This window comes from Streptomyces sp. NPDC002309 (genome assembly GCF_053593375.1).
The window spans coordinates 41,730-63,382 of record NZ_JBSFCI010000041.1 but is presented as its reverse complement, the minus strand read 5'-3'; the positions used below and the strand labels follow the sequence as shown (position 1 = coordinate 63,382).

Annotated in this window: 16 protein-coding genes and 2 pseudogenes; 6 read left to right on the top strand and 12 right to left on the bottom strand. The window is 68.8% G+C overall.

From position 1 onward, the window contains the following. The first annotated feature begins 287 nt into the window (after positions 1 to 287). Entirely contained in the window at positions 288 to 1,757 is a 1,470-nt protein-coding gene (locus tag ACWCPM_RS28540; protein ID WP_450979130.1) for a multicopper oxidase family protein, read from the top strand. A 768-nt stretch (positions 1,758 to 2,525) separates the two neighbouring features. Here ACWCPM_RS28540 and ACWCPM_RS28535 read toward each other — a convergent pair. Continuing rightward, complete coding sequence (locus ACWCPM_RS28535; protein WP_450979132.1) at positions 2,526 to 3,611, bottom strand: ISAs1 family transposase; 1,086 nt, start codon at positions 3,609 to 3,611, stop codon at positions 2,526 to 2,528. Between the two features lie 378 nt (positions 3,612 to 3,989). Here ACWCPM_RS28535 and ACWCPM_RS28530 point away from each other — a divergent pair. Continuing rightward, positions 3,990 to 4,901: pseudogene (locus ACWCPM_RS28530) on the top strand (IS5 family transposase). Here the strand turns inward: ACWCPM_RS28530 and ACWCPM_RS28525 are convergent. The 4 genes from ACWCPM_RS28525 to ACWCPM_RS28510 all read right to left on the bottom strand — a co-directional run bounded on the left by ACWCPM_RS28525 (position 4,887) and on the right by ACWCPM_RS28510 (position 8,551). Next, a complete protein-coding gene (locus tag ACWCPM_RS28525; protein ID WP_450979129.1) occupies positions 4,887 to 5,033 on the bottom strand; it encodes a hypothetical protein in 147 nt (48 codons plus the stop codon). The pseudogene ACWCPM_RS28530 and the gene ACWCPM_RS28525 overlap by 15 nt on opposite strands. Positions 5,034 to 5,295: 262 nt before the next feature. Further along, the gene (locus ACWCPM_RS28520; RefSeq protein ID WP_450979128.1) at positions 5,296 to 6,024 is read right to left on the bottom strand and encodes a class I SAM-dependent methyltransferase; all 729 of its coding nucleotides are present in this window, start codon (positions 6,022 to 6,024) and stop codon (positions 5,296 to 5,298) included. A gap of 210 nt (positions 6,025 to 6,234) precedes the next feature. Beyond that, entirely contained in the window at positions 6,235 to 7,407 is a 1,173-nt protein-coding gene (locus tag ACWCPM_RS28515) for a hypothetical protein (RefSeq protein ID WP_450979127.1), read from the bottom strand. Positions 7,408 to 8,083: 676 nt separating this feature from the next. Next, a complete protein-coding gene (locus tag ACWCPM_RS28510; protein WP_450979126.1) occupies positions 8,084 to 8,551 on the bottom strand; it encodes a hypothetical protein in 468 nt (155 codons plus the stop codon). Between the two features lie 241 nt (positions 8,552 to 8,792). On the opposite strand from ACWCPM_RS28510, the gene ACWCPM_RS28505 reads away from it, so the two are divergent. Next, positions 8,793 to 9,494 (top strand): bleomycin resistance protein, encoded by a 702-nt coding sequence (locus ACWCPM_RS28505; protein WP_450979125.1) that lies wholly within the window; start codon positions 8,793 to 8,795, stop codon positions 9,492 to 9,494. A gap of 240 nt (positions 9,495 to 9,734) precedes the next feature. On the opposite strand, the gene ACWCPM_RS28500 is transcribed toward ACWCPM_RS28505, so the two are convergent. Then, entirely contained in the window at positions 9,735 to 10,325 is a 591-nt protein-coding gene (locus tag ACWCPM_RS28500) for a hypothetical protein (RefSeq protein WP_450979124.1), read from the bottom strand. Positions 10,326 to 10,768: 443 nt separating this feature from the next. On the opposite strand from ACWCPM_RS28500, the gene ACWCPM_RS28495 reads away from it, so the two are divergent. Then, complete coding sequence (locus ACWCPM_RS28495; protein WP_450979123.1) at positions 10,769 to 11,224, top strand: hypothetical protein; 456 nt, start codon at positions 10,769 to 10,771, stop codon at positions 11,222 to 11,224. A gap of 292 nt (positions 11,225 to 11,516) precedes the next feature. Here the strand turns inward: ACWCPM_RS28495 and ACWCPM_RS28490 are convergent, their stop codons facing one another. Continuing rightward, complete coding sequence (locus ACWCPM_RS28490) at positions 11,517 to 12,170, bottom strand: hypothetical protein (protein ID WP_450979122.1); 654 nt, start codon at positions 12,168 to 12,170, stop codon at positions 11,517 to 11,519. A 228-nt stretch (positions 12,171 to 12,398) separates the two neighbouring features. Here ACWCPM_RS28490 and ACWCPM_RS28485 point away from each other — a divergent pair, with 228 nt between their 5' ends. Further along, entirely contained in the window at positions 12,399 to 13,607 is a 1,209-nt protein-coding gene (locus ACWCPM_RS28485; protein WP_450979121.1) for an acyltransferase family protein, read from the top strand. Positions 13,608 to 13,626: 19 nt separating this feature from the next. Here ACWCPM_RS28485 and ACWCPM_RS28480 read toward each other — a convergent pair whose 3' ends face one another. Then, positions 13,627 to 14,004, bottom strand: a complete 378-nt coding sequence (locus tag ACWCPM_RS28480) for a transposase (RefSeq protein ID WP_450979120.1) — start codon at positions 14,002 to 14,004, stop codon at positions 13,627 to 13,629. A 513-nt stretch (positions 14,005 to 14,517) separates the two neighbouring features. On the opposite strand from ACWCPM_RS28480, the gene ACWCPM_RS28475 reads away from it, so the two are divergent. Then, positions 14,518 to 15,582 carry an IS110 family RNA-guided transposase gene (locus ACWCPM_RS28475; protein WP_053756754.1) on the top strand — a complete coding sequence of 355 codons (1,065 nt, stop codon included), beginning with the start codon at positions 14,518 to 14,520 and terminating at the stop codon, positions 15,580 to 15,582. A 27-nt stretch (positions 15,583 to 15,609) separates the two neighbouring features. On the opposite strand, the gene ACWCPM_RS28470 is transcribed toward ACWCPM_RS28475, so the two are convergent. The 4 genes and pseudogenes from ACWCPM_RS28470 to ACWCPM_RS28455 form a co-directional block, all read right to left on the bottom strand. Further along, positions 15,610 to 16,809 (bottom strand): hypothetical protein, encoded by a 1,200-nt coding sequence (locus tag ACWCPM_RS28470; RefSeq protein ID WP_450979119.1) that lies wholly within the window; start codon positions 16,807 to 16,809, stop codon positions 15,610 to 15,612. A 356-nt stretch (positions 16,810 to 17,165) separates the two neighbouring features. Then, positions 17,166 to 17,459 (bottom strand): annotated as a pseudogene (locus ACWCPM_RS28465) (transposase); the annotation flags it as partial. A 22-nt stretch (positions 17,460 to 17,481) separates the two neighbouring features. Continuing rightward, complete coding sequence (locus tag ACWCPM_RS28460) at positions 17,482 to 17,766, bottom strand: hypothetical protein (RefSeq protein ID WP_450979118.1); 285 nt, start codon at positions 17,764 to 17,766, stop codon at positions 17,482 to 17,484. 344 nt (positions 17,767 to 18,110) lie between these two features. After that, entirely contained in the window at positions 18,111 to 21,638 is a 3,528-nt protein-coding gene (locus tag ACWCPM_RS28455; RefSeq protein WP_450979117.1) for a S8 family serine peptidase, read from the bottom strand. Positions 21,639 to 21,653: the final 15 nt, after the last annotated feature.

Genomic DNA, 21,653 nt, shown 5'->3' with positions numbered 1-21,653 from the left:
AACAAGCAGCGCGCCAAGCGCCACGACGTCGGCAAGACCGTCAAGCGCGCCGAGTCGATCAAGAAACACCAAGCCCACCGAGGTTAAACGCCAAGCTAAGTGTTTACTCCCTTGGTTTTCTCGCATCATCCGCGACTTCGGAGGACGCGAGGACGCCGCGTATCGGGATCGAGCTTGTGTCCGGTCATTCGCGGGTCGCTGCTCTCCAGGAGGATCTTCCAAGGCAGGATGGCGTGCGACGAGTCTCGTCCGCCCGCCAGGGATTCTCGCTACGGAGTCAACCCGGAATGTATTTGCGTATCATGTGGAGTTGGTCCACCGGCGTATCTCTTCTCGCCGTCCTCGCTCTGGTGTCGGGCTGTGCCGGAAGTACGGACGCCGACACGCACTCCCATTCGGCGCCGCCACCGGCGGGCCTGGCCACGGTCTCCCCGTCGGCCGCCCTCACCGCCCCGGCCACGACCGAACTGCGTGACCCTGCACAGGTGGTGAGCAGAAACGGGCTGCTCCGCACACGCATCGTCGTCGAGCAGAAGAAGGTCGACGTGGCGGGCCGACGCCTGTGGGCCCTGACCTACAACGGCCAGTACATGCCACCGACGCTGCGCCTCAAGCCCGGCGACCGCATGGAGATCACGTTCGAGAACAAGCTCGACAAGCAGACCAATCTACATGTGCACGGAATGCACGTATCACCGGTCGGGAATTCTGACAATGTCTTCCTGGCGATCGACCCGGGAAAGACCTTCCGATACTCCTACCGTTTCCCGGAGAGCCTCGAGTCCGGCACGTACTGGTACCACCCACACGCGCACACGCAATCGGCGGCTCAGACCGCCGGTGGAATGTCCGGCATCATCGTGGTCGACGGGCTCGACAAGTATCTGCCGCCGGTCCTGCAGGGCATCACCGAACAGGTCATCGCACTCAAGGACTTCCAAATCGTCGGCGACCGCATCAAGACTCAGGACCTGAAGATGGGTGCGCCGACCACGCGGACCGTCAACGGGCAGCTCAATCCTCGGATCCGGATCCGCCCCGGCGAGACACAGCTGTGGCGGATCGCCAACATCGGAGCCAATATCTTTTACAAAGTCGCCCTGCCGGGCCAGAAGTTCTACGTCGTGGCCCAGGATGGTTATCCGGTCAACAAGGTCTATTCGGCCGACTCGATCGTCATCCCTGCGGGTGCCCGCTATGACGTGCTAGTCCAAGGCGGCCCCGAGGGCTCCCGGGAATTGCGGACGCTCCCCTACAACACCGGAAAGGCCGGCAACCAGTTCCCGCAGGCGACCCTCGCGACCGTTGAGTCCGCCGGCGAGCCGATGGCCCCCGAGGCCATGCCCACCACCTTCGGGCCCACCGACGACCTCGCCAAGGCCTCCGTCGCAGGGCGCAAGACGATCACATACACCGAAAACGCGGCGGGTACCCAGTTCTTCATCAACGGCAAGCAGTTCGACCACAACCGTGTCGACTTCCGTGTCAAGCTGAACACGGTTGAGGAGTGGACCATCCGTAACGACACCGACGAGGTGCACTCGTTCCACGTCCACACCAACGACTTCCAGGTGATGAGCATCAACGGCAAGCCGAGAACCAATTACGGATTCCAGGACACCGTCGACATTCCACCGCGCGGCACCATGGTGATCCGGTCCCGGTTCCTGGACTACCCGGGCAAAACCGTGCTCCACTGCCACATCCTCAACCACGAGGATCTCGGCATGATGTCCGTACTGCAGATCGAGAAGTAGGCCGGCCCGTTGGCCCAAGCGTGGCGCCGACTCCCGATCAGCGTGTTGGCGAAGCCCGCCGGGGCGACAGGAGTGCACTACGAAGGACAGACACCGCTTCTGGCCGGAGGGACGCGCGGAGGATCCGGATTACGGCCGCCGAATGCCTGAGCGTCCGACTTGTTCACGGGGGAACGGCACCCGCACACGTCCGCTCGCGTGATCGTTCTGGCCGCTCATCCCGGGCCGTACGGGCACCGGTCCAGCATGGCGTCGCACGACTGAAGTCCTGGCGGATCTTCGACCGCCAGGACAATACCGTTGGCCTTGTTGCAGCGGGCCTACGGCCGTCCGGAAGCCGCACCACCAGTGCCCCAGGTCACCTCACCGGCCCTGCGAAGCCGACGACTTCGGCATCGGCCGTCAGCGCGCACACGCTCCACCCTCTGGTGGCGAACGATGCCCGTGGTCTTCACGAGGATCGAGCCTTGCCGAGCGGGCACGAGGCGCGCCTGAGGCGGATGCCCTGACCCCACCGTCCGATGAACCCCGTCGGCTCTGGCCCACGGTGATCAACTTGGGTGCTCGCAGGGGCCGGCGGAAGCGACCCGCCACACTGCGGCGTGGTCGGCTGTGACCCTGGTGGCTGCGCCCGGCGCGCCAAAGGCACGCGGTGACGGCGCGTCCTCTCCGGCCGGACTCCGGCAGCCACCGGGCACAACCCCGCACTCCGCCTTCGTGCCGAATCGCTTCCCCGGCCCTCCAGGTCAGGCCGTGTGATTGCCCGCATTACGGAAAACGCTGCGCCCGACCCGCTCCCCAAGGCTTCGGCGAAGTCGGAAGGCGTCCGGTTTGTGATCGTCCGAGGCCGAGGAGTTCGAGCGGGCGGCGTGGGTCGCGGGCGTTGCGGCGCAGGCTGGCGGCGATGTTGACGGCTCCGGCGAGCTTGAGGGCGCCGATGGCGAGGTTGCGGCAGGTGGCCATCGCGCGGGGAACGTTGCCGGTTCGCAGCTGGGAGGCGTCCTCGGCGAAGGTGGTGTCGCGGACGTGGTGCAGGGCCTCGACCAGCCAGTGTCCGCGGATCAGCCGGGCGAGCTGGGCGGGTTCGGCCTGTTTGGCGGTAAGACTGGTGACCGCGTAGACGGTCTTGACGGTGGTCTTGCCGGTCTTGCGGTCGGTGCGACGTCGCTTGATCTGGATGGCTTGCCGGGCTCCGGGGAAGAGCAGGTTGTTGACGGTGGCGACCTTGATTCGGCGGATCTGCGAGCGGCCGTGGCCGATGCCCTTGACGCGGTCCTGCAGGGGGATGTCCTTCCAGGGAAGCGACTTGACCTGGTCGCGGAGCCTTTTCATGTTGCCCTTGACGATCACGATGTAGTGCGCCCGCCGCCCCAGCAGGTAGGTGGCGTGCTCGCGCTGTGTATGCAGTGCGTCGCTGGTGACCACAACGTCGGCCAGATCCGCCACGGTCTCCAGCAGCGGCTGGAAGCGGGTAATCTCGTTGGTCTTGTCTCCGACGTCGAGCTGGGCCAGGACCAGGCCGGTGGCGTGCTCCATGGCGGCGAGCAGATGGACCTTCCGGCCGCCCGCTTTGGCGGCGCCGCGCAGGCTCTTGCCGTCCACGGCCAGCGCGCGCGGCCCGGTCGCCTCGGGGCGGCGGTCCGCGAGCCAGCCGCCAACTGCCTGGTCCGGGGCGTCACCGTCGACGCGTGCCAGCAGGCGCCGCACCGCGGACTCCGAGGGCAACTGCCGCCCAAGCATCACGGGATCGGCTCGGACGCCGAGCTGTTCGAGCACGTGGGCCGGGGCGTCGGCGATCCACTCGCCGACGGCCAGCAGCGAGGTCGCCCCGGCCAGCACCGCGCACGCGGTCAGGGCTAGGGCCTGTCTGACAAATGATCACCGAGAGTGTGCGTGCTCGGTCCCATTGCCTTGCCGTCCTGACGCCAGCCAGTGATTCTGGGCAGGTGCCAGGACAGGGGAAAAGAAGGCGGCGGCAGGAGGACGCGCGGCAGCGGCCTGCTGCTCGCACCGGGCCGGACGCGGGACAGTGGGAAGTGGTCGTTGAGACTCCGGACCAGGCGGAGATGCGTACGAGGTTGCGCCGTCTTCGGGAAGCCGGAGTCGATGGGTCGATGATCCGGATCGACACGCTGTGCGGACGCCTGGGAATGCCGACCACCTACCGACTGAGCCGTTTCGTGACAGACCCCGCGCGAGAGTCCGAGCACGAGCACTCTGATCATTGATCTTGTGGCTGGTCGAGGCGAGTTGACGGAAGCGGCGTGGGAGCGGATAGAGCCCCTGTTGCCGCGGGTGGATGGACGTGGTCGTCCGTGGCGTGATCACCGGCAGGTGGTCAACGGGGTGCTGTGGCGGCTGCGGACGGGGGCTCCGTGGCGCGATCTGCCCGAGCGGTACGGCCCCTGGCAGACCGTCTACGAGCGGTTCGCCCGCTGGGAAACGGATGGGACCTGGGCGAAGTTGCTGGAACACGTCCAGGTCCGTGATGACGCGGTGGGCCGGGTGGAGTGGACCGTTGCCGTCGACTCCACGGTCAACCGGGCCCATCAGCATGCCACCGGCGCCTGCAAAAGGGGGCCGCAGACGGGGACGAACTGGGAGATCCGGGCCGCTCGCAGACGCGCCAGGCCCTCGGCCGGTCCCGAGGCGGGCTGACCACCAAGGTCCACCTCGCCGTCGATGGCCGGGGCCTACCCCTGTCGATCGTGCTCACGCCCGGCAACGTCAATGACGCCACCGCCTTCGGCCAGGTCCTCGACGGAATCCGCGTTCCGAGAGTCGGCACCGGCCGCCCGCGCAGGACACCGACCCGAGTCCTGGGCGACAAGGCCTACTCCAGCCGGGCGATCCGGCACCTGCTGCGGCGCCGTGGCATCGCCGTCACGATCCCCGAGCGCCGCGACCAAGCGGCCAACCGCCGGCGCCGAGGGCGCCTCGGCGGCCGGCCGCCCGCCTTCGACGCAGAGGTCTACCGCGAGCGCAACGTGGTCGAACGATGCTTCGCACGCCTCAAGCAGTTCCGCGCGATCGCGACCAGATTCGACAAGCTCGCCGACCGCTACCGTGCCGGAGTCGTTCTGGCCTCGCTGATCCTCTGGCTCCGCGAAGCCAGCTCGTGATCATTTGTCAGACACTGCCTAGCACGACGGCCAGGGCATGCCGCACACCACGCGGATCGCGCGGGTCCGGCACCTCGGACAGCCGTTCCAGCAGGCCGGAAACCTCCCCGGGTCCGGCCTCCCGCTGGTCGGCGAGCTGGTCAAGGGCAGTCAAGATTGGAGATCATGCGCGGGCAGGCACGGTCTTCCAGTCGGATCACGGGGCTTCGAGAACTCCATGATCACGGAAGCCGTCCCTGCCTCCGTCTCGGTGGGAGGCCCAGTCACCCGACGGTCTCTCAGTGTCTGTGCGGCGAGCACAGAGGGCCAGGCCCGGTCGTCTCCGTCGCCTACCAGGGCCAGCTCGGCCGCAGTGTTCTCCACGGGGACCAACGGATGCAACTGCCATGAGCTTCGCCGGGGCTTCGGGCCAGGAATCAGACCCGCCGCATCCGGTAGACGTAGGTCCGGTAGGGCATCTCGATGCTGTCGCGGCCGGCCAGGGCCGGGTTGGTGGCGGCCAACTCGCCGATCTCCCGGTCCAAGCGGGCCTGCTCGGCTGCGTCGGCGGTCAGGTAGGAGGAGCGGGACCGCACCAGGTCGATCAGCCGGTCCGTCGGGACGATCACAGTGTGCTCGGTCAAGCCACGTTCGGGGTCGGTGAACCATGGCGTCACTGGCCCGTACTGCCAGGCGCTCTCCAGGCCGTATCCCTCGTTGCCGACCATGCCGGAAAGCGCGGCCACCCACGGGGTCCGGTCGTCACGGATGTTCCACATCGCAGCGAAGACGCCGTCCTCGCGCCGCACCCGGTGAATCTGCGGCAGGGCGTCCTGCGGAGTGAACCAGTGGTACGCCTGCCCGGCCACGACGGCGTCGACGGACTCGTCCGGCAATGGGATGTCCTCCGCGCTGCCGGCGAGCACCTGCGTGCCCGGGTGGCGTTCGGCGGCCACGGCGCGCATCTGCTCATCGGGCTCGACCACGATCACCTCGTGGCCGCCGGCGCGCAATGCACCGGTCAGTAGCCCGGTGCCCGCCCCCAGGTCCAGGACGCGCACCGGCTCGGCGCCGATGGCCCACGCGACCGCCTGTACTGGGTAGGTGGGCCGGATCGAGTCGTAGAGGCGGGCAGCGGAACCGAAGGACAGCGCAGGGCTGGACATGCTGGGGTACGTACCCGGACCGGTCGGCAATACCCGCGCAGCGGCAGTCCGAGCACGCGCCGATGGCTGCGGGCCGCGTGCACCGTCACCCGAGCGGTTGGCGTTGGGACGTCAGCACAACCTGCACCCACCTGGAACGACCCCTCGCCCCGACTTTGCCGAAGCCCTGACCCGCTCCCCGACCAGGAAAGCGCCTGGCCCGGAAAGGAACTATTGGCTGTCGAGGAGGGCGACGGCCTCGTCGAAGTCAGCATACGCGGGCTCATAGGTCCGCGCTGCGACGAGGAACATAGAGCGGTCCACCAAGGCCCGCGCGAGGCGTGCAGGGTCGTCGGGCAGGCGCCGGGCGAGCACCACGCCTTCGTCGAAGTACGGCTTGAACCGCTCCTCGAACTGGTTGAAGCGGTCGCCCTCCCGGAGGGCCGCGCGAATGCTGATTCTGCGCTGGATGTCGACCAGTTCGGGCAGTCGGCCGGCCTCGCTCAGTTCCGCCGCCTGTGCTTCGAGTTCGGGCAGAGTGCTGAGAAAGGCATCCCGTGTGACGCCCGGCCTCCGGAGGTCGGTGCCGAAGGGCGGCATCGGGGACTCAGCGTTCGCAACTGGTTCGTCGGCCCGTCCCGACAGGGCAAACAGGGTGACCCACCACCCCAGGATGTAGCTCAGGTTCTTCGGCTCGCCCGTCGTTGCCAGTTCCTCCAGGACGGTCAGGGCCTTCCGCCGGGTGGCCGAGGCGTCCGCCTCATGCCCGGTGGCCTCGCGCATCCGGGAGAGATGGACCAGCTCCCAGGTGAGTATGGCCAGCGCGTCGTGCTGGTCGGCGGCCTCGTGCCGGGTCCCGTCAATGAGCTCGCGGAAGACGGTCGATGCCTGATCGTGCAGGCCGGCGCCCTCCAGGTTCGCCGCCCACTCGACCATGTTCCAGAAGGAATACTTCGCTATGCCGTTCCGGACTGCCTTCTCATTGAGTTCCGCGGCCTCCCGGAAGCGCCCCTCCTCCGCCAGGACGTTCGCCAGCCTGTCGCTCCTTCCAGCCTTGGCCATTTCCTCGCAGGCCGCACGTCCCTCTGCTCGACGCCCGAGGGCGAAGAGAGCTTGCTGGTAGGCGTCCAGCGCGTCGCACAACCGCTCTGCCCGGGTCGGCGCCCCGGCCTCGATCCTCCGGGCTGCGTCGACCGCCTCGGCGCCCAGCACCAGGCCCACCTCCGTGTCCCGGCTGAGGTAGGTCATCGAGAGGAGCGCGTCGACCAGCTTCGGGAGGTACGCCTTCGGACTCACCTCCGCCAGAACCCGGTACGCGTGGACCTGTTCGGACAACCTGAGCTGGCCGGAGCCCAGCAGCAGTACGCGAGCCCGCAGCACCGCGTCGTGATCGATCTTGCCCATATTCCCCCTGTCCCCGGGTGATTGCACGAGGGAGATTCTGGGAGTTGTGGAGCGGGCCGGACAAGGCTCGCGAACTGTGCGTTCCGTCCTACGAAAAACGCCGCTGACCTGTCATGATGGACATGCCCACGTTGATCCTCAGGGACATCCATGGTGATGGAGGGCTGACAATGCCCCGCTTCGACCGCTCCCCTCCCTCGGAGACCACCGACACGGTTCCGTTGCCTTCTCCCTCCGGTGACTGAGGAGCACAGCACTTTCAGATCCGGCCGGGTGTGCGCCAGTACGCGCCCCCCGGCCTGCTGAATCGTCAGCGAGGCTGGAGCCGAGCCGACTGACCGGGGGCCGAAGCTCTGCAGTCTGCTCCCGGGCCGTTCAGGATCGCTCTTCGACGTCCGTCTCCGAGTCCGGCCCCAACTGCCCGGCTCTCTCGCACAACGGCATCGTCATGGGCTTGGCGAGCAGGAAGAACCCTGAGGGCCGCGGCGTCCTCGCGGCCGGCTCTGACCGTTATTCAGGCCGCCTTGAGGCATCACGCTGGTGGCCGCGACGACGGCGAGGTTGGAGCGCTCCAGCCAGTGGCACCGGCTCAGGGTGTGCACCAGGGCGGCTGTCTTCGCGTTGGGGCCGTCCCGGACGGGATGCTGATGTCGGATTCTTCGCGGACTGAAGTGCGTCAGCTGTGCGCCCTGACTTGCCGCACCGGATGTCCGAGTGCGCCCCCGACGGCGGTCAGTTCCTCATGGCTGAACCAGGTGCGCTCTGGGTTCCAGATGGCGATCTCGAATCGTGCGAAGCCACAGGGCCAGTCGTACTCCAGGGCGTCCAGCGAGGTCGCGGCGCCGCAGCAGGGGGTCGACACGGCAAGGGTCGCGAAGCCGTCCTCGCAATGAGCTTCGAGCAGGTCAGCCCACCACTCGGTGTCGATCGACGCGCCGCATCGGGGACAACCGATCTTCTGCAGATTCTCACCACAGTCGACGACGGTGAGTGCGTCGTGCCAAGTGACGTCAATCTCGACGTCGACACCGTCAGGGAGCCCGGGGGCCAGGTTCTTCACGAGCGACGCAGCACGCTCAGCCGCAGTCGGCTCAGGCTGCCAGTGCGGGTCGGTCGGAAAGACAGAGAGGACATCGTCACTCACGAGCTCACTCGATTCGTCAGGCGCAACCTCATCCGGGCGACGCAATGCTATGGGAACCCGCATTCGACTCACGCCCCCTACCAGGTGGGTCACGCCTCGAACGAGACGCCGTTCGAGCCCCCAGGGCGAAGATCAAACCAGGACCTGTCGGGATAGTGGACCTCGACCGTGAGGCATCGCCGACATGAGCGATGCCGACAACCTACCGACCTTGTGGTCAAGTTTGACTAGACTAGGCGTCATGGCTGAGAAAACCATTCCGATCCTGCCGTGCCGGGCCCTTCAGCCCGTTCTCGACTTCTACACCGCCCTCGGGTTCGAGGTGACCTTCCAGCAGAAGAGCCCCAACCCGTACGCGGTTGTGGAACGCGGCGGCATCGAGCTCCAGTTCTTCGGGGTGAAGCAGTACGAGCCGGCCGAGTCGGTCAGTACGTGCTACGTCCTGACCGATGACGTCGACGGGCTGCATGACGCCTTTCGGGCGGGGCTCAGGACGACGTACGGGAGGATCCCGTCCCGAGGGCTGCCGCGTATCGGGCCGCTCAAGAACATGTCGTACGGCGTGCGGCAGTTCCTCATGACAGATCCGGGCGGCAACTGCATCCGCGTCGGACAGCGGACGAGCGAGGACCAGCGCCATCGGCCGGCCCCTGAGGAGACCTTCGCCCGTGCCCTGCACCACGCGTCCCTGCTCGCGGACTCGAAGGAGGACCCAGCGGGCGCCGCGAAGGTCATCGACCGAGTGCTTCACCTTGAGGACGAGCGGCCCACACCCGCACAATTGCTCCGCCTCCTCGTGCTGCGAGCGGATGTGGCCGGGCGCCTCGGTGACGAACTGACCGCGACGACGGCACTCGCCAGGGCCGACGCGGTCGACCTCACCGCCGAGGACCGAGAGTCGGTCCGCGACGACCTCCACCGTCTCGACGAGCTGCGCAACTGAGGGCGGCTCACAACCACTGGAGCCGACAGGCGGTCCGATCCATGGAGAGGTCGGGACGATCTGCCGCATGTGTTTCGGTGGTGGCGCGGGTCGTGCGGACGGAGCCACCTGCCCCGCAACACCGTGCAGCGAGCACCGCGGCTGCTCAACGCGGCGCAGGCTGAGCTTCATTGCCAGACTGCTGCATTGAGAGCTGTTGACTGTTGAGCTGTTGAGCTGTCCCAGCGGCTACCGTGACTGCTACCCCCTCGACAGCGTACGCAAAGGCTCACCGCTCTCGGGGGTGAGATCGACAAGGTGGATCTGCGTGTCCCCTTCGCCCGCCGTTACCAGGCGCACCCGGTCCGGCCCCACCCACGAAGCCTCGACCAGCGCGTCGGAGGCGTCCCCGTTGAAGTAGCCGACCTGCCAACGGCGCTTGGTGAGCCCGGATCCTTCGTCGACGTAGACCCACCACAGCGGGTCGATCATCGCCGCCCCTTCCTCCACCACAAGATGCCGGTCGGAGCGATGGGGCGCCGCTTCGTTCATCGTCACCTCGCGCCCCGCTCCGGCGAAGAGCACCATCGGTACGGCGAGGAACCCGACAAGGATCGCCGCCATCAGAACCAGGGCCCGAAAGAGAAGGTTCCGTACGCCGATGACCACAGCGGCGGTCAGCGCAACCAGAATCAACAGGCCGAACAGCACGGGGTGATGGAGTACTTGTGCCACCACGAGCAGTCCGCCTGATCGGCTGGACCACCAGCCGACCAACCCTGCGACCATGAAAACGCCAGCGGCCACCACAAGCCCCAGCACCCGCTGTCGGGCCGTCATCTTCATCTCCACCAATTCGATCCCTCCATCTGCTCACGTGCGCGTCACGCGATAGAGGCTGGCTCTCCGAGGGAACGGGAATGAACTGAGCCTCACACCACGCCGTGGGCGTCGATCACGATCCACAAGAGGCGACGGGTCGAGCATCGATCTCGCGGACCGGGCCGCCGCCTCCGCCATGGAACTCCAGTAGGTACCGCAGCCCGAAACGATCGAGCAACCCGAGCAACCCGGCGAGCCCTTGGAACGCTGCGGATCGACGACTCCGTTCAGCAAGAGGTCCGAGCACTCGCCGGGGGGCGATCGCCACCTGGCGCCAACTGATCTCCGCCTCACGGCCGTACCAGGAGCCGCCCTCGACTTCCCGCCTGCTCGCACGAAACGCGCTCAGCGACGGCCGAGGTATCACCGCGACCACGCAGTACGCCGTCGACGCCGATCGGCATCATTAAACTGTGGACCTGAGACCGGAGTTGTTGCCCCCGCCCGTGAGTCGGCAGCGACTCGAAGAGCTGTGCGCCGAGGTGGTGCGGATCGCTGACCTGTTGACTGTCTCCCCGGAGGCGGCGGGCGAGGCGATCGCGGCCTTCAACGCGATGACCCATCACGACTACGTGGCCCTCGACTTTGCTGAGTACGACGGAAGCAGGAGCCTGGAGGAGTTCGCGACGGAGGCCGCCAGGCCGGCTCGCCCCGTGGTTGCGGACGTCACTCGGGACGAGCTCGCTGAGATCGTTCGCAGGCTCCTGACGGCCTCTCCGGAGAGCGACTACTACCTGCGGCTCCTGGAGGCGAACGTGTCGCATCCCCGCGTGGGTGACCTGGTCTTCCACCCTTCGGACGACCTTGAGGGCGCGTCCGCGGAGGAGATTGTCGATGAGGCCCTGAAGTACCGACCGATCGCGCTTTGAGCTTTCCCGAGGAGTCAGCCGACCGTGGCCTGTTGTCCGGCGCGGGCGCGAGTGGGGGTCGACTGATGGCCTTGGCCGACGACACCCCCCTCGACGGGGACGACCGCCTGGCGGCGGCCCAGGAGTTGGCCCCCTCCGTGGCAACCGGGGTACGGGCTCTGTCGATGGAGAGTTCGTCAGAGCCCCAGCGGGCTGGTTCACGCGCTCCGGCATCCGCGACATCGGCCACTCCCCCAATCGCCGGGCTCCTCCGCTCTCCAGCAGCGGGACGGGTCCCGGGGCGGCCGCCCGGTCAGCCGTCGAGCGCTGCGGAGGGTGCGTCCCCGTTCTGGACCTGTCGGGCCCGCTCGGCGAACACCGTGGCCAGGTCCCGGACTCCGTCCCTTTCGATGCCGCCCTTGTCCGCGGCAGCCGCCAGGGTCCACAGCAGCACCGTGCCGACCCGGGTCTGGATCAGGGCGCCGGGCTCGCCGCGGTAGCCGGAGGAACCGAATCGCGCGTCACGCTCGTCACCGATCGGGCCGACCCTGAACGGCTTCGCCCCCTGTCCCATCATCTTGCCGTAGTAGCCGTCCCAGAGCGGGTCGTACGCCGCCCGGGCGCCCTGTTCGCTGCCGTAAGCGATGATCAGAAAGGTGACGGTGGCGGGATCACCGTCGTGCCGGAAGGTCGAGACGCCGTGAAAGCGGGAGTTCTCGCATCCCGCGTCGTCCTTGATGGGACAAGCCAGCGAACGGTAGAACTCGTTCATCTTGACGGCCCTGGGCGGAGCGGACTCCTTCCAACCCGTCATAGCCTCGCCGTCCGGCAACGTCTTCCGTACTTGTTCCTTCGTGAGCGCCACCGCCTTGTCGTTCCCGCTGTCGCTCTCCACGCCACCGCTACAGCCGACCAGCAGCAGTGCCGCCGCCATCGCCGCACACCACGAATATTTTGCCCTGGCCATGCCACCACCCCTCGAACGGTGATCTTACGCCACGACTACCTGGCCCTTCTCGGACTCGTCGCCGCCAGCGGTTGTTGCAAGCGCCCCGTCCGCCTCACCACGTAAGACACGGGTCGTAGGGCGCTGTCGAAAGTTGATCTCCGGTGTGAGCGGAGTCCGTTGCGAGGGGTGGCGCCCGGCGGCGGCATTTCCCACACTGGTGACGTGCAGGCGACGGGGGGCACAGACATGGCGACGCGTACAGAACCGGCGCGGGCACCGCTGCCGGAGCGGCGGCCGGAGCTGGACACGATCCGGATGCTGGTCGTGATCGGGCTGGTCTTCTTCCACTCGGCGCTCGTATTCGCTACCGACGACGACTTCTACGTCAAGAACGCCGAGACCACCCAAGCCATCATGATCCTCGCCGGGTTCGGGGTCGTCTGGGCCATGCCGCTGCTGTTCCTCATCTCCGGCCTCGGTGCCTGGCACTCGCTTCAGCGCCGCGGCGCGGGCGGCTTCGTCGGCGAACGGCTGCTGCGGCTCGGCGTTCCACTGGTCTTCGCGACCCTCGCGCTGAACCCGCTGCCGCAGTGGCTGCGGCTGCGCTCGGCCGACGCCGACTACCACGAGTCGTACCTCGGCTTCCTGCCCCGCTTCTACGACGTGCACCTGGAACCCGAAGAGTTCCCCTTCCTCGTCCAGGGCGAGCACTTCGAGACCGGCCATCTGTGGTTCGTCGTGCTCCTCCTGGCGTTCTCCCTCATGCTGGTGCCGTTCCACCGGTGGTTGCCGCGCGAACGCGTCCGCCGCATCGGCGGCCGGGTGGCGGAGGCGACCCTGCACCGGCGGGGCCTCGTGTTCCTGCCGGCCCACGCCTTCGCGGCGATCTGCGCCTTCGCACGGCTGGAGGAGGACTACGCCGGCTGGCACCGCTGGTCGTACCTGCTGTTCTTCGTTGCCGGCTTCGCGCTCGCCGCCGACGACCGCTTGCGCACCGTGATGCGGCGCGACGCCGGGACCGCGGCCTGGCTCGGCGCCCTGCTGTTCGCGGCAGCCGGCCCCGGCTTCGCCCTGGCCGACGAGCCCTTCACTGAGATGACCGCCCTGGCCACCGTCTCACGGGCGCTGTTCGGTGCGGCCGGATGGTGCCTGGTGGTCGCCATCCCGGGCCTCCTCGACCGTCGGCGGCCGGACCACCCGCGTGCGGCGCCGAATCCGGCCCCGACGACGCGTCGGCGCCTCTATGACTATCTCTCCGCAGCCGTGTTGCCGGTGTACGTCCTGCACCAGCCGATCGTGGTCGCTGTCGCCTACTTCGTGATCGGCTGGTCTGCGCCGATCCTGGTCGAGTACGCCGTGCTCGTGGTGATCGCCCTCGTCCTCACCCTCACCGCGTACGAGTTGCTGGTCCGCCGCACGCGGGCGACCCGCTTCCTGTTCGGGATGCGACCCTAGGGCGTCTCGAATGTGCTGGTCACAGGCACTCGTTGAGGGGCGCTGAGAGGACGGTCGCCTCATAGCGGGCCGCGAGCTTGTCGTACCTCGCGGCCACCTCCCGGACCGCCTGGTGACCATCTCCAGCCCGGGTCAGCTCGCGCACCGCCGCCAGGGCATGGGTGGAATCGGTGCGCTCGCCCACCAGACCGGCCTCCTCGAGGCGGGCCGGTGCGAGATCGAGGGGGCGGTCGGCACGACCGTCCTCGGCGAGGCAGTCGCGGAAGTCGGTCGGCGCACTGTGGTGGAAGCCGGGATCGTCCAGCTCTTCGACCATGGCGTACATGAAGTCGATGCGGCAGCGCACTGCCTCGGCGGCCTGCCGGTCCGACAGGCCGAGCACGCACCGCGTGCCCACAGACAGAGGCCGTCTGGGCAGGCGGGAGACCCGGACGCCCGTCACACGGATACCAGTCGGTGAAATTTTCGTCACGCCACAGCCCGTCCAGGCGGTCTCTGACCCACATCGCCGTCGTACCGCCCGGGTTGCTCGCTCACGCGATCTGCGCGGTCAGAGGCGGGACTTGCTCATCCGAACGAGGACGGAGCGACGACAGACACCTCGACAACCGCACAGGCTCCCGGAACACCCCGAGCATGCCCACCGATCACGCAGGCGCACCGGGCAGCTCCAAGATCCCCGACTGTGAGGATGTGGATGGCACCGCTCGAGGGTCTGACCCGATCCCCGATTGACGCTTCGGCTGTCCTCACTCTGAATCGTCGACCTTCCGAGCGGTGCCACCGCGTGTACCGGCTGGTGATCGTGACCTCATAGAAGCTTGACCCGCGTGGTCCCATCACAGTCGTGTCCGTCCGCCGGCCGGTGCGCGCGAGCCAACTCGCCGCGCACGGAAGGAACCCGGCCACCATGTCACAGCCCATCGAGGTGATCGGCGGGGTCGATACCCACACCGACGTCCACCAGGCCGCCGTCATCGACACCATCGGCCGGCACCTGGCCACCGAGGCATTTCCCACGACGCCCGCGGGCTACCGGGACCTGCTGGAGTGGCTCCACTCCCACGGCCGAGTGCTGGTCGTAGGGATGGAGGGCACCGGCTCCTTCGGCGCCGAACTCGGCCGCTACCTCCGAGGTAACCAGATCGCCGTCATCGAGGTGGACCGACCCGACCGTCGAGCTCGTCGGGCGGCAGGGAAGTCCGACCCCATTGATGCTTACGCCGCCGCCACCGCGGTGCTCGCCGGCCGCGCCACCGGAACGCCGAAGCACCGCGACGGCGCGGTCGAGGCAATCCGCGGACTGCGTGTCGTACGCGCCAGCGCCGTCAAAGCCCGCACCCAGACCGTCAACCAGATGAAATCACTGATCATCACCGCACCCGCCGAGGTCCGCGAAGCACTGCGCTCGCTGACCACGACCGAGCTGGTCCGGCGGCTGACCGCAAGCCGCCCGGGCACCGATCCGGCCACCCCGGCCACAGCCGTCAGACTGGCGCTCAAGCGCCTGGCCAGGCGCTACCGACACTTGAACGAGGAGATAGCCGACGCGGACGCCGACCTGCGCGGGCTGATCACCCGCGCCGCGCCTGCCCTGCTCGCGCTGACGGGCGTCGGACCCGAGACCGCCGGGCAGCTGCTGGTCACCGCCGGCGACAACCCCGACAGACTCGCATCCGAGGCTTCCTTCGCCCACCTGTGCGCTGCCGCACCCGTCCCGGCATCCTCCGGACGCACCGACCGGCACCGGCTCAACCGCGGCGGAGACCGCCAGGCGAACCGTGCGCTGCACACGATCGTGCTGGTCCGCATGCGGCACGACCCGCGCACCCGCGACTACGTGGCACGACGCACCCTCGAAGGACTCAAGAGCAAGGACATCTTCAGGTGTCTCAAGCGCTTCGTCGCGCGCGAGGTCTACCACCACCTCACCAGCGCACTCAGCGGAACACCCGGCCCGTCCCCTACAGCTTGACGATCTATAGAAGCTTCAGAGTCAGGTTCAGTCCTGCCAGTAGAACAGCAGAGCGTCAACGGTGAGGGGCGACCGCCCACCGAAGTAATAGACGCAGAGGTCGGCGACCTTGATCGCACCGGTCTCCCAGTCGATCCAGCGGAACCCGGCCGCTTCCAGGGCCTGACGGGCCATGGGGTCGGCGTCGTCGCTGGTGGCGAACCGGCCGAGGGTGCTGATCTGCACCAGGCTCTCCCCGCACTCGATCACGTGGTAGGTACCCTCGCCCTGTTGGTGGTGGTCACCGGCGGAGACCGGGGATGCCGGTTCGAGGCCCGCCTCGGTCAGCGCGGCCATGGCACGGTCGATTTGCTCGTCCTGGTCGGGCCGGTCCGGGGGTTCGGTGCAGAGCGCCTCGACGCGCCAACGCGGGTCACTCCGCTCCTTGCAGTCCCTGGCGTACTCGTGCACGATCGCGCCGCGCAGCTCCTCGTCCAGGCCGGCCACCTCGACGCGGGGGCGGCCCAGACGGTCGTAGATCGCCCGCGTCTCGGCCGCGTCCTCGGTCAGGCGGTACAGCGCGTACGCGGCCCAGAGCTTCGCCTCGGTGGTCGACGCCTCGTTGAGGTAGGCGCGCACGCGGTGCTGGTCCGTCAGCAGAGACTGGGCCAGGAAGGCGACGGAGCGGTCGGGGTCCGCCAGGGCGATCACGCTGAGTTCCTCGTCCTGCAGCCGGAGGCGGGCCGCCCGGTCCTCGGGCCGTTCGTCGCCGAGGTCGGCCAGGATCGCCTCGTTCCCGTACCGCCGGGCCAGCCCGTACAGGCCTGCCTCGCCGAGCAGGCGCCGCGGCCACCACTCGGAGGCGGCAAGGGTCGCCAGCTCCGGTAGAGCCGAGCGGTCGCCGAGCCGTCCACGGGCCTTGAGGAAGGCCTCGCGCATGCCGAAGTCGCCGTCCGCCTCACGGTTCTCGTGCCGCAGCCACGGCAGCAGCTCCACCCGGTCCCCCAGCAGGTCGAGCAGCGCGATGCGCACGCTGGACGAGTCGTGCGGGTCCTGGACACGGGCGATCAGCTCGGGGACCCGCTTCTCCGGCACCCGACCGGCCAGCGCGCGGACACACGGTTCACGCCGCCACCACGGGTGGGCCGGATCCGTCACGTACCGGGCAAGTTCGTCAGCGTCCAGCTCGCGCAGAGCGACGGCGTCGATCCGCTGAGCGGCCGGCACCAGTCGTTCGATGTTTCGCACGGGCAGAGGCTACACACCCGATCTCACCTCCCTCCGCGGAATTTCGCGGCTGCGGTACCGCGGGAGTCGACGTGGGGTGCGTTCCGATTGCAGCACGGCACGCAGGCCGCTGACGAGTCCGCGCTGCTCCACCTGCTTCTCCACTCCCCGAGGCGTGGCGACGATCGCGCCCTTGCCGCGCACCAGGGTCTACTACTGTCCGGAATCGCCGGTGTGGCTCCAGGGCTGCCAGGCCCTGCTCCACCGGTGGAAGGAGGAAGAGAGCACCTGCGTCCACGCCGTTCCCCGCGGCGTAGACGCCGAAGTGGGAGTCACGAAGGGTTCCAGCTCGGCCGACGGGCCACGAGCGGTCAGGCCTGTCGGCGGAGGACATGGTCGAGGTCGTCCGGTGTGTCGAAGGCGGTCTCGGCCCTCGCTCCGCGCACCAGTGACCAGACGGCCGCGACGGGGTTGAGGTCGGGTCCGTGCGGCGGGAGGCGGACGGTGGTGAGGCAGTCATGCTCGGGCCCGTACCGCTTCAGCCCTGCTGCCCGATGGGTGTCGAGATGGTCCCGGACCGCCACGATCGGGCCGCCGGGCTGTATGTGGGCCCGAACGAGCAGGTGGCGGCAGTCCTTCCGGGAGCGGCTCCTGCGGGCATCCTTGGGCAGCGGAGCGCCACTGCGCAGTTCCCTAACCGGCAGCCACGACCTGGCCGGCCGCGACCTGGGGAGGGCTGGGGAGCAGCGGGGCGAGGTTGGCCCGGACGAAGTCCGCCGCCCTCCTGGTCGACTCCTCGGCCCCGGCCTGGTCTTCGAACACTCCGGTGGAGACCATCACTCCGTCCCCGGCGTCGACCCAGTAGTAGGCCACGAATCCGGAGACCTGCCGCAGGATGGGCACGAATCCCTCGTTCACTCGCCGTCCCGCCTCGGCAGGGTCGGTCACCCCTTCGTAGCGCCGAACTACCGCGTACATAGCTGCTCTCCTCATGGGTCCCAAGGTCACCTTGCGCGACATGGCATACCCCCATCGCGCGTCTCCCGCTCGCAGGACGTCGGGAGAGCGCTCGGACAGGTGTATTGGTGGTCCCCGAACCCGGCCTCGGCCATGACCAAGGCCGGGCGACCGACGACTCACGGAACTGCCGTCAGGGCCGTGAAGTGGCCGGCCCGCGACGGGTGTGCGGGTCTCGGCATGGGCAGCGTCCAGGACACTGCCCGTCTCATGCACCCGGCTGCTCGGCTCAGTGCCCGCCGGCACATGGCGGGGCCCTGTCCGCGGTGTGTCACACGGACAGGGCCCCGGGTAGTGAGCGCCTGCTACTTGAGGCCGAAGGCGCGGATCACCGTTTGGCTGACCGTGTTCCCGCTGTCGTCCGTCGCTGTGGTGCGCAGGCTCGCGAACTGAGCGCGGCGCGGAGCGTGGAGCGATGTCCTCCAGTCGTCACCGCCGGCACGCATCGGCGTGCGGTGCCACGTGGCACCGTCGTCGTAGGAGACCTCCAGGGTGACGGTGCGGATCGATCCAGCACCCGGCGCGCCCTTGAAGTGCGACGGGGTGACGGCGAGGCCGGTCCGGCGGTGTGCCCGGCCGGAGAGGTCCGTGGCCACCGCGTAGTCGAGCTGGATCAGCGGCAGCGGGTGAATCTCGACGTCATCGGGCGAGGCGGAGGTGTATCCCCATTCGGTGCGGGTCCGGGGCGAGTACGGGCGGCCCGGCACGGCGCGCTCACCCTCCACCACGAGCCGGTACGGCAGCGGTTCGGGCGCGAGGCCGTTGATGCTGAGCCCGTCGTTGGTGTTCTCCGCGAGGAGGTTGTCGCCCTGGTAGAGGGACACCTTCGTGGCTCCCGGGGTCGACGAGGTGCCCGCGTGGCCGCCGGAGTCGCCCCAGGCCGTGACGATGGACGTGCTCATGCCCTCGCCCGCCCGGAAGGGCGTCGCGATATCTCCGCCCTGGACGAAGCGGGGGTGGAGGACAGGGCTGAACCAGACTTCGCCGGAGACGCTGCGCGGCTTGTACGACCGTGCCGTGCTGGACTGGATGAGTTCGGTGTTGTCGGCGGACGCGGTGGACATCCAGGTGAGGTCGGGGTCCGCCGTGACCCAGGAGGTGAGCTTCCCCTGGGCAGGAACCAGAGTCGGGTCGACCCCCAGGTGTACACCGCTGAAGCTCAGGTCCCAGCGTGACTGGGCAACCCGGCCCTGCCTGGTGTCACGGAACGAGTCGTCGATCCTGGCGAGGTCACCCGGACCGGGTCGGTACGAGGGGTCGCTCGGGACGGCGCCGTCGTGGCGCCGGACCAGGTCGTACAGGTAGTGCGGGTAAGGGTGCGAGACGACCTTCAGCACGTCGGTGCCGGGCTTCTTGAGCCGGGTCAGCAGGCGTGCGCTGTCGTCGGCGCCGAGGGTGGCCACCGGCAGTGGCGGGGCCTCGAGCAGGTGGGCCAGCCTTCCGTAGCCGTCGTTCAGGATCAGCAGTTGCCTTGCGCCGGCCTCGGCCGCCGCCTTCGCCTGGTCCGGCGCCGGCACGGTGTCGCTGCGGCGGACGACCACCACCCGGCCACGCACCTTGGCCTTGCGGAAGTCCTCGGCGGAGCCGTCACCGAGCCACACCGCCCGGTACCCGCCGGTGCCCTCGGGCAGGACCGGGGAATTGGACTGGACGGCGACGTCGTCGTACGTCTGCGAGCCCGAGGCGAACGTCAGCGGGGGCTGGACCTGCCGCCAGCGGGTGTGCAGGCCGTACGCGCCCCGCGTCACCTTCTCCGTCGGCAGCAGCCAGAGGCTGTCGTAGTCCCGGTGCTCCGGCAGGTAGCTGACGCCGTAGGGGACCCGGTCGCCGTACGACCGGTACTGGTCCACGCGGAAGCCGCCGTTGGCCGTCTCCTGCGGGGTCAGCGCGGCCGCCTTGCGCAGCCGGGAGGTGTCGAGCGAGAGCGTGCGGCTCTCGCTCAGGTCGATCTGCGGAACGGGGAGCACACCGAGACCGAGCGCGTGCGTGCCGTCGACACCGGGCACGTCGGCGATCATCCAGGCCGCATAGGTGCTCGGGACCAGGGTGAGGTCCAGGGTGCCGGAGGCGTCGACGGTGTACACCTCGGGGACGGTGTTCCGCTCGATGTCCTTGAGGAAGAAGATGCCGGGCAGCCCGCCGCCACGATGCTTCGTCGTGACGGAGAGAGTGACGCGCTGGCCCTGCTTGTTCACCCCGACGGGCGTGCGGGTGAGTACCTTGCCGTCGGGACCGGTGGCGGTGAGGAAGCTGCTGTAGGCGGCGTTGTCCTGCCCGCGGTCGAGATGGGTGAGGAACTCGACGGTGGCGGTGCCGTGCGCGGGTACGGTCAGTCGGTCCGCCGACAGGCCGAACAGGCCCTCGGGCAGGCCGGGCGGCCCGGCGAGAGCCAGGTCCACGGTGACCGGTGTGTCCGCGGTGTTGGTGTAGGTGACGTCCTCGCGGGCGGTCTGGCCGGGCGCGTACGGGTACCGGGCCTGCGAGAACACCGAGGTGGGGGCGATCAGTGTGGCCTTGGTGGCGGCCGCGATGTCCAGACGGCCGGCGCCACCCTGGTAGGGGCTGTAGCGGCTGGTGCCCGTGGTGGTGCTGACCAGGGCGTCCTTGAGCTGTCGGCCGGTCCAGTCCGGGTGCTCGGCGGCCAGCAGGGCCGCGGCGCCGGCGACGTGCGGGGTGGCCATGGAGGTGCCGCTCATCGTCGTGTACGCGCCCTCGCCCTCCGCGAACTGCGAACGGGCCGCGAGCACATCGACGCCGGGGGCGGTCAGGTCGGGCTTGAGCCCATTGTCTCCGACGCGCGGGCCGCGGCTGGAGAACACCGCCAACTGGTCGACACCCCTGCCCGGGCCGTTCACCGCGCCGACAGTCAGCGCGGCGTCCGCGGCACCCGGTGCGCCGACGGTCCTCGCGCCGGGGCCGGAGTTGCCGGCCGCGACGACGAACAGCGCGCCGGTCTCCTCGCTGAGCCGGTTCACGGCCTGGCTCAGCAGGTCGGTGCCGTCGGTGGGCTCACCGCCCAGGCTCATGCTGATGATCTTCGCGTGCTGGTCGCGGGCCGCCCATTCCATGCCGGCCAGGACCGAGGAGTCTCCGCCCTCGCCCTTGTCGCTGAGGACCTTGCCGATGTGCAGCCTGGCGCCCGGGGCGACGCCCTTCTCGGTTCCGCCGGCCGCGGCACCCGTCCCGGCGACGGTGGATGCGACGTGCGTGCCGTGACCGTTCCCGTCGGTGACGTCCTCGTCGGGTACGAAGCTCCGCGTGGCGGCGATCCGGCCCTCGAAGTCCGGGTGCCCGGCGTCGATCCCGGTGTCCAGGACCGCGACATCGACGCCCTCGCCGGTGTTCCCGCTCTCCCAGACCGCCGGGGCTCCGATCTGCGCGGTCGTGTCGGACAGCGTGGCCTTGACCTTGCCGTCCAGCCACACCTTGGCGATGCCCCCGGCCAGGCGCCCGGACGGCTGCGAGGCAGCTGCCGCGGAGGCGCTCTCACCTCCGGTCAGGGAGGACCAGAAGTCTGCCGCACGCCTGTGCTCGGCCGATATCGCGGCACCCTGGACGCTGCTCAGCGTCAGCGTCTTTCGCGCCCCCTCAGGGGTCTTGGTGCTGCGGGAGCGGACGGCGGCGTCGGTGTAGGTGACGATCAGCGGGAGCCGGTCGCTACGGGCGTCGTCGTAGCCGGCCTCCAGCAACTCGGTGACGTTGAAGAGCCTCTCGTCGAGTGCTCCCGACGCGATGAACGGGACCGCGGCGTCGGGGTAGACGTAGGTGTCGTCGCCCACCGACATCACATGGGCTCCGGCCGGCCCGCCCTGCGGATCGAGGACCGACGTCATCGGACGCCCGCTCCC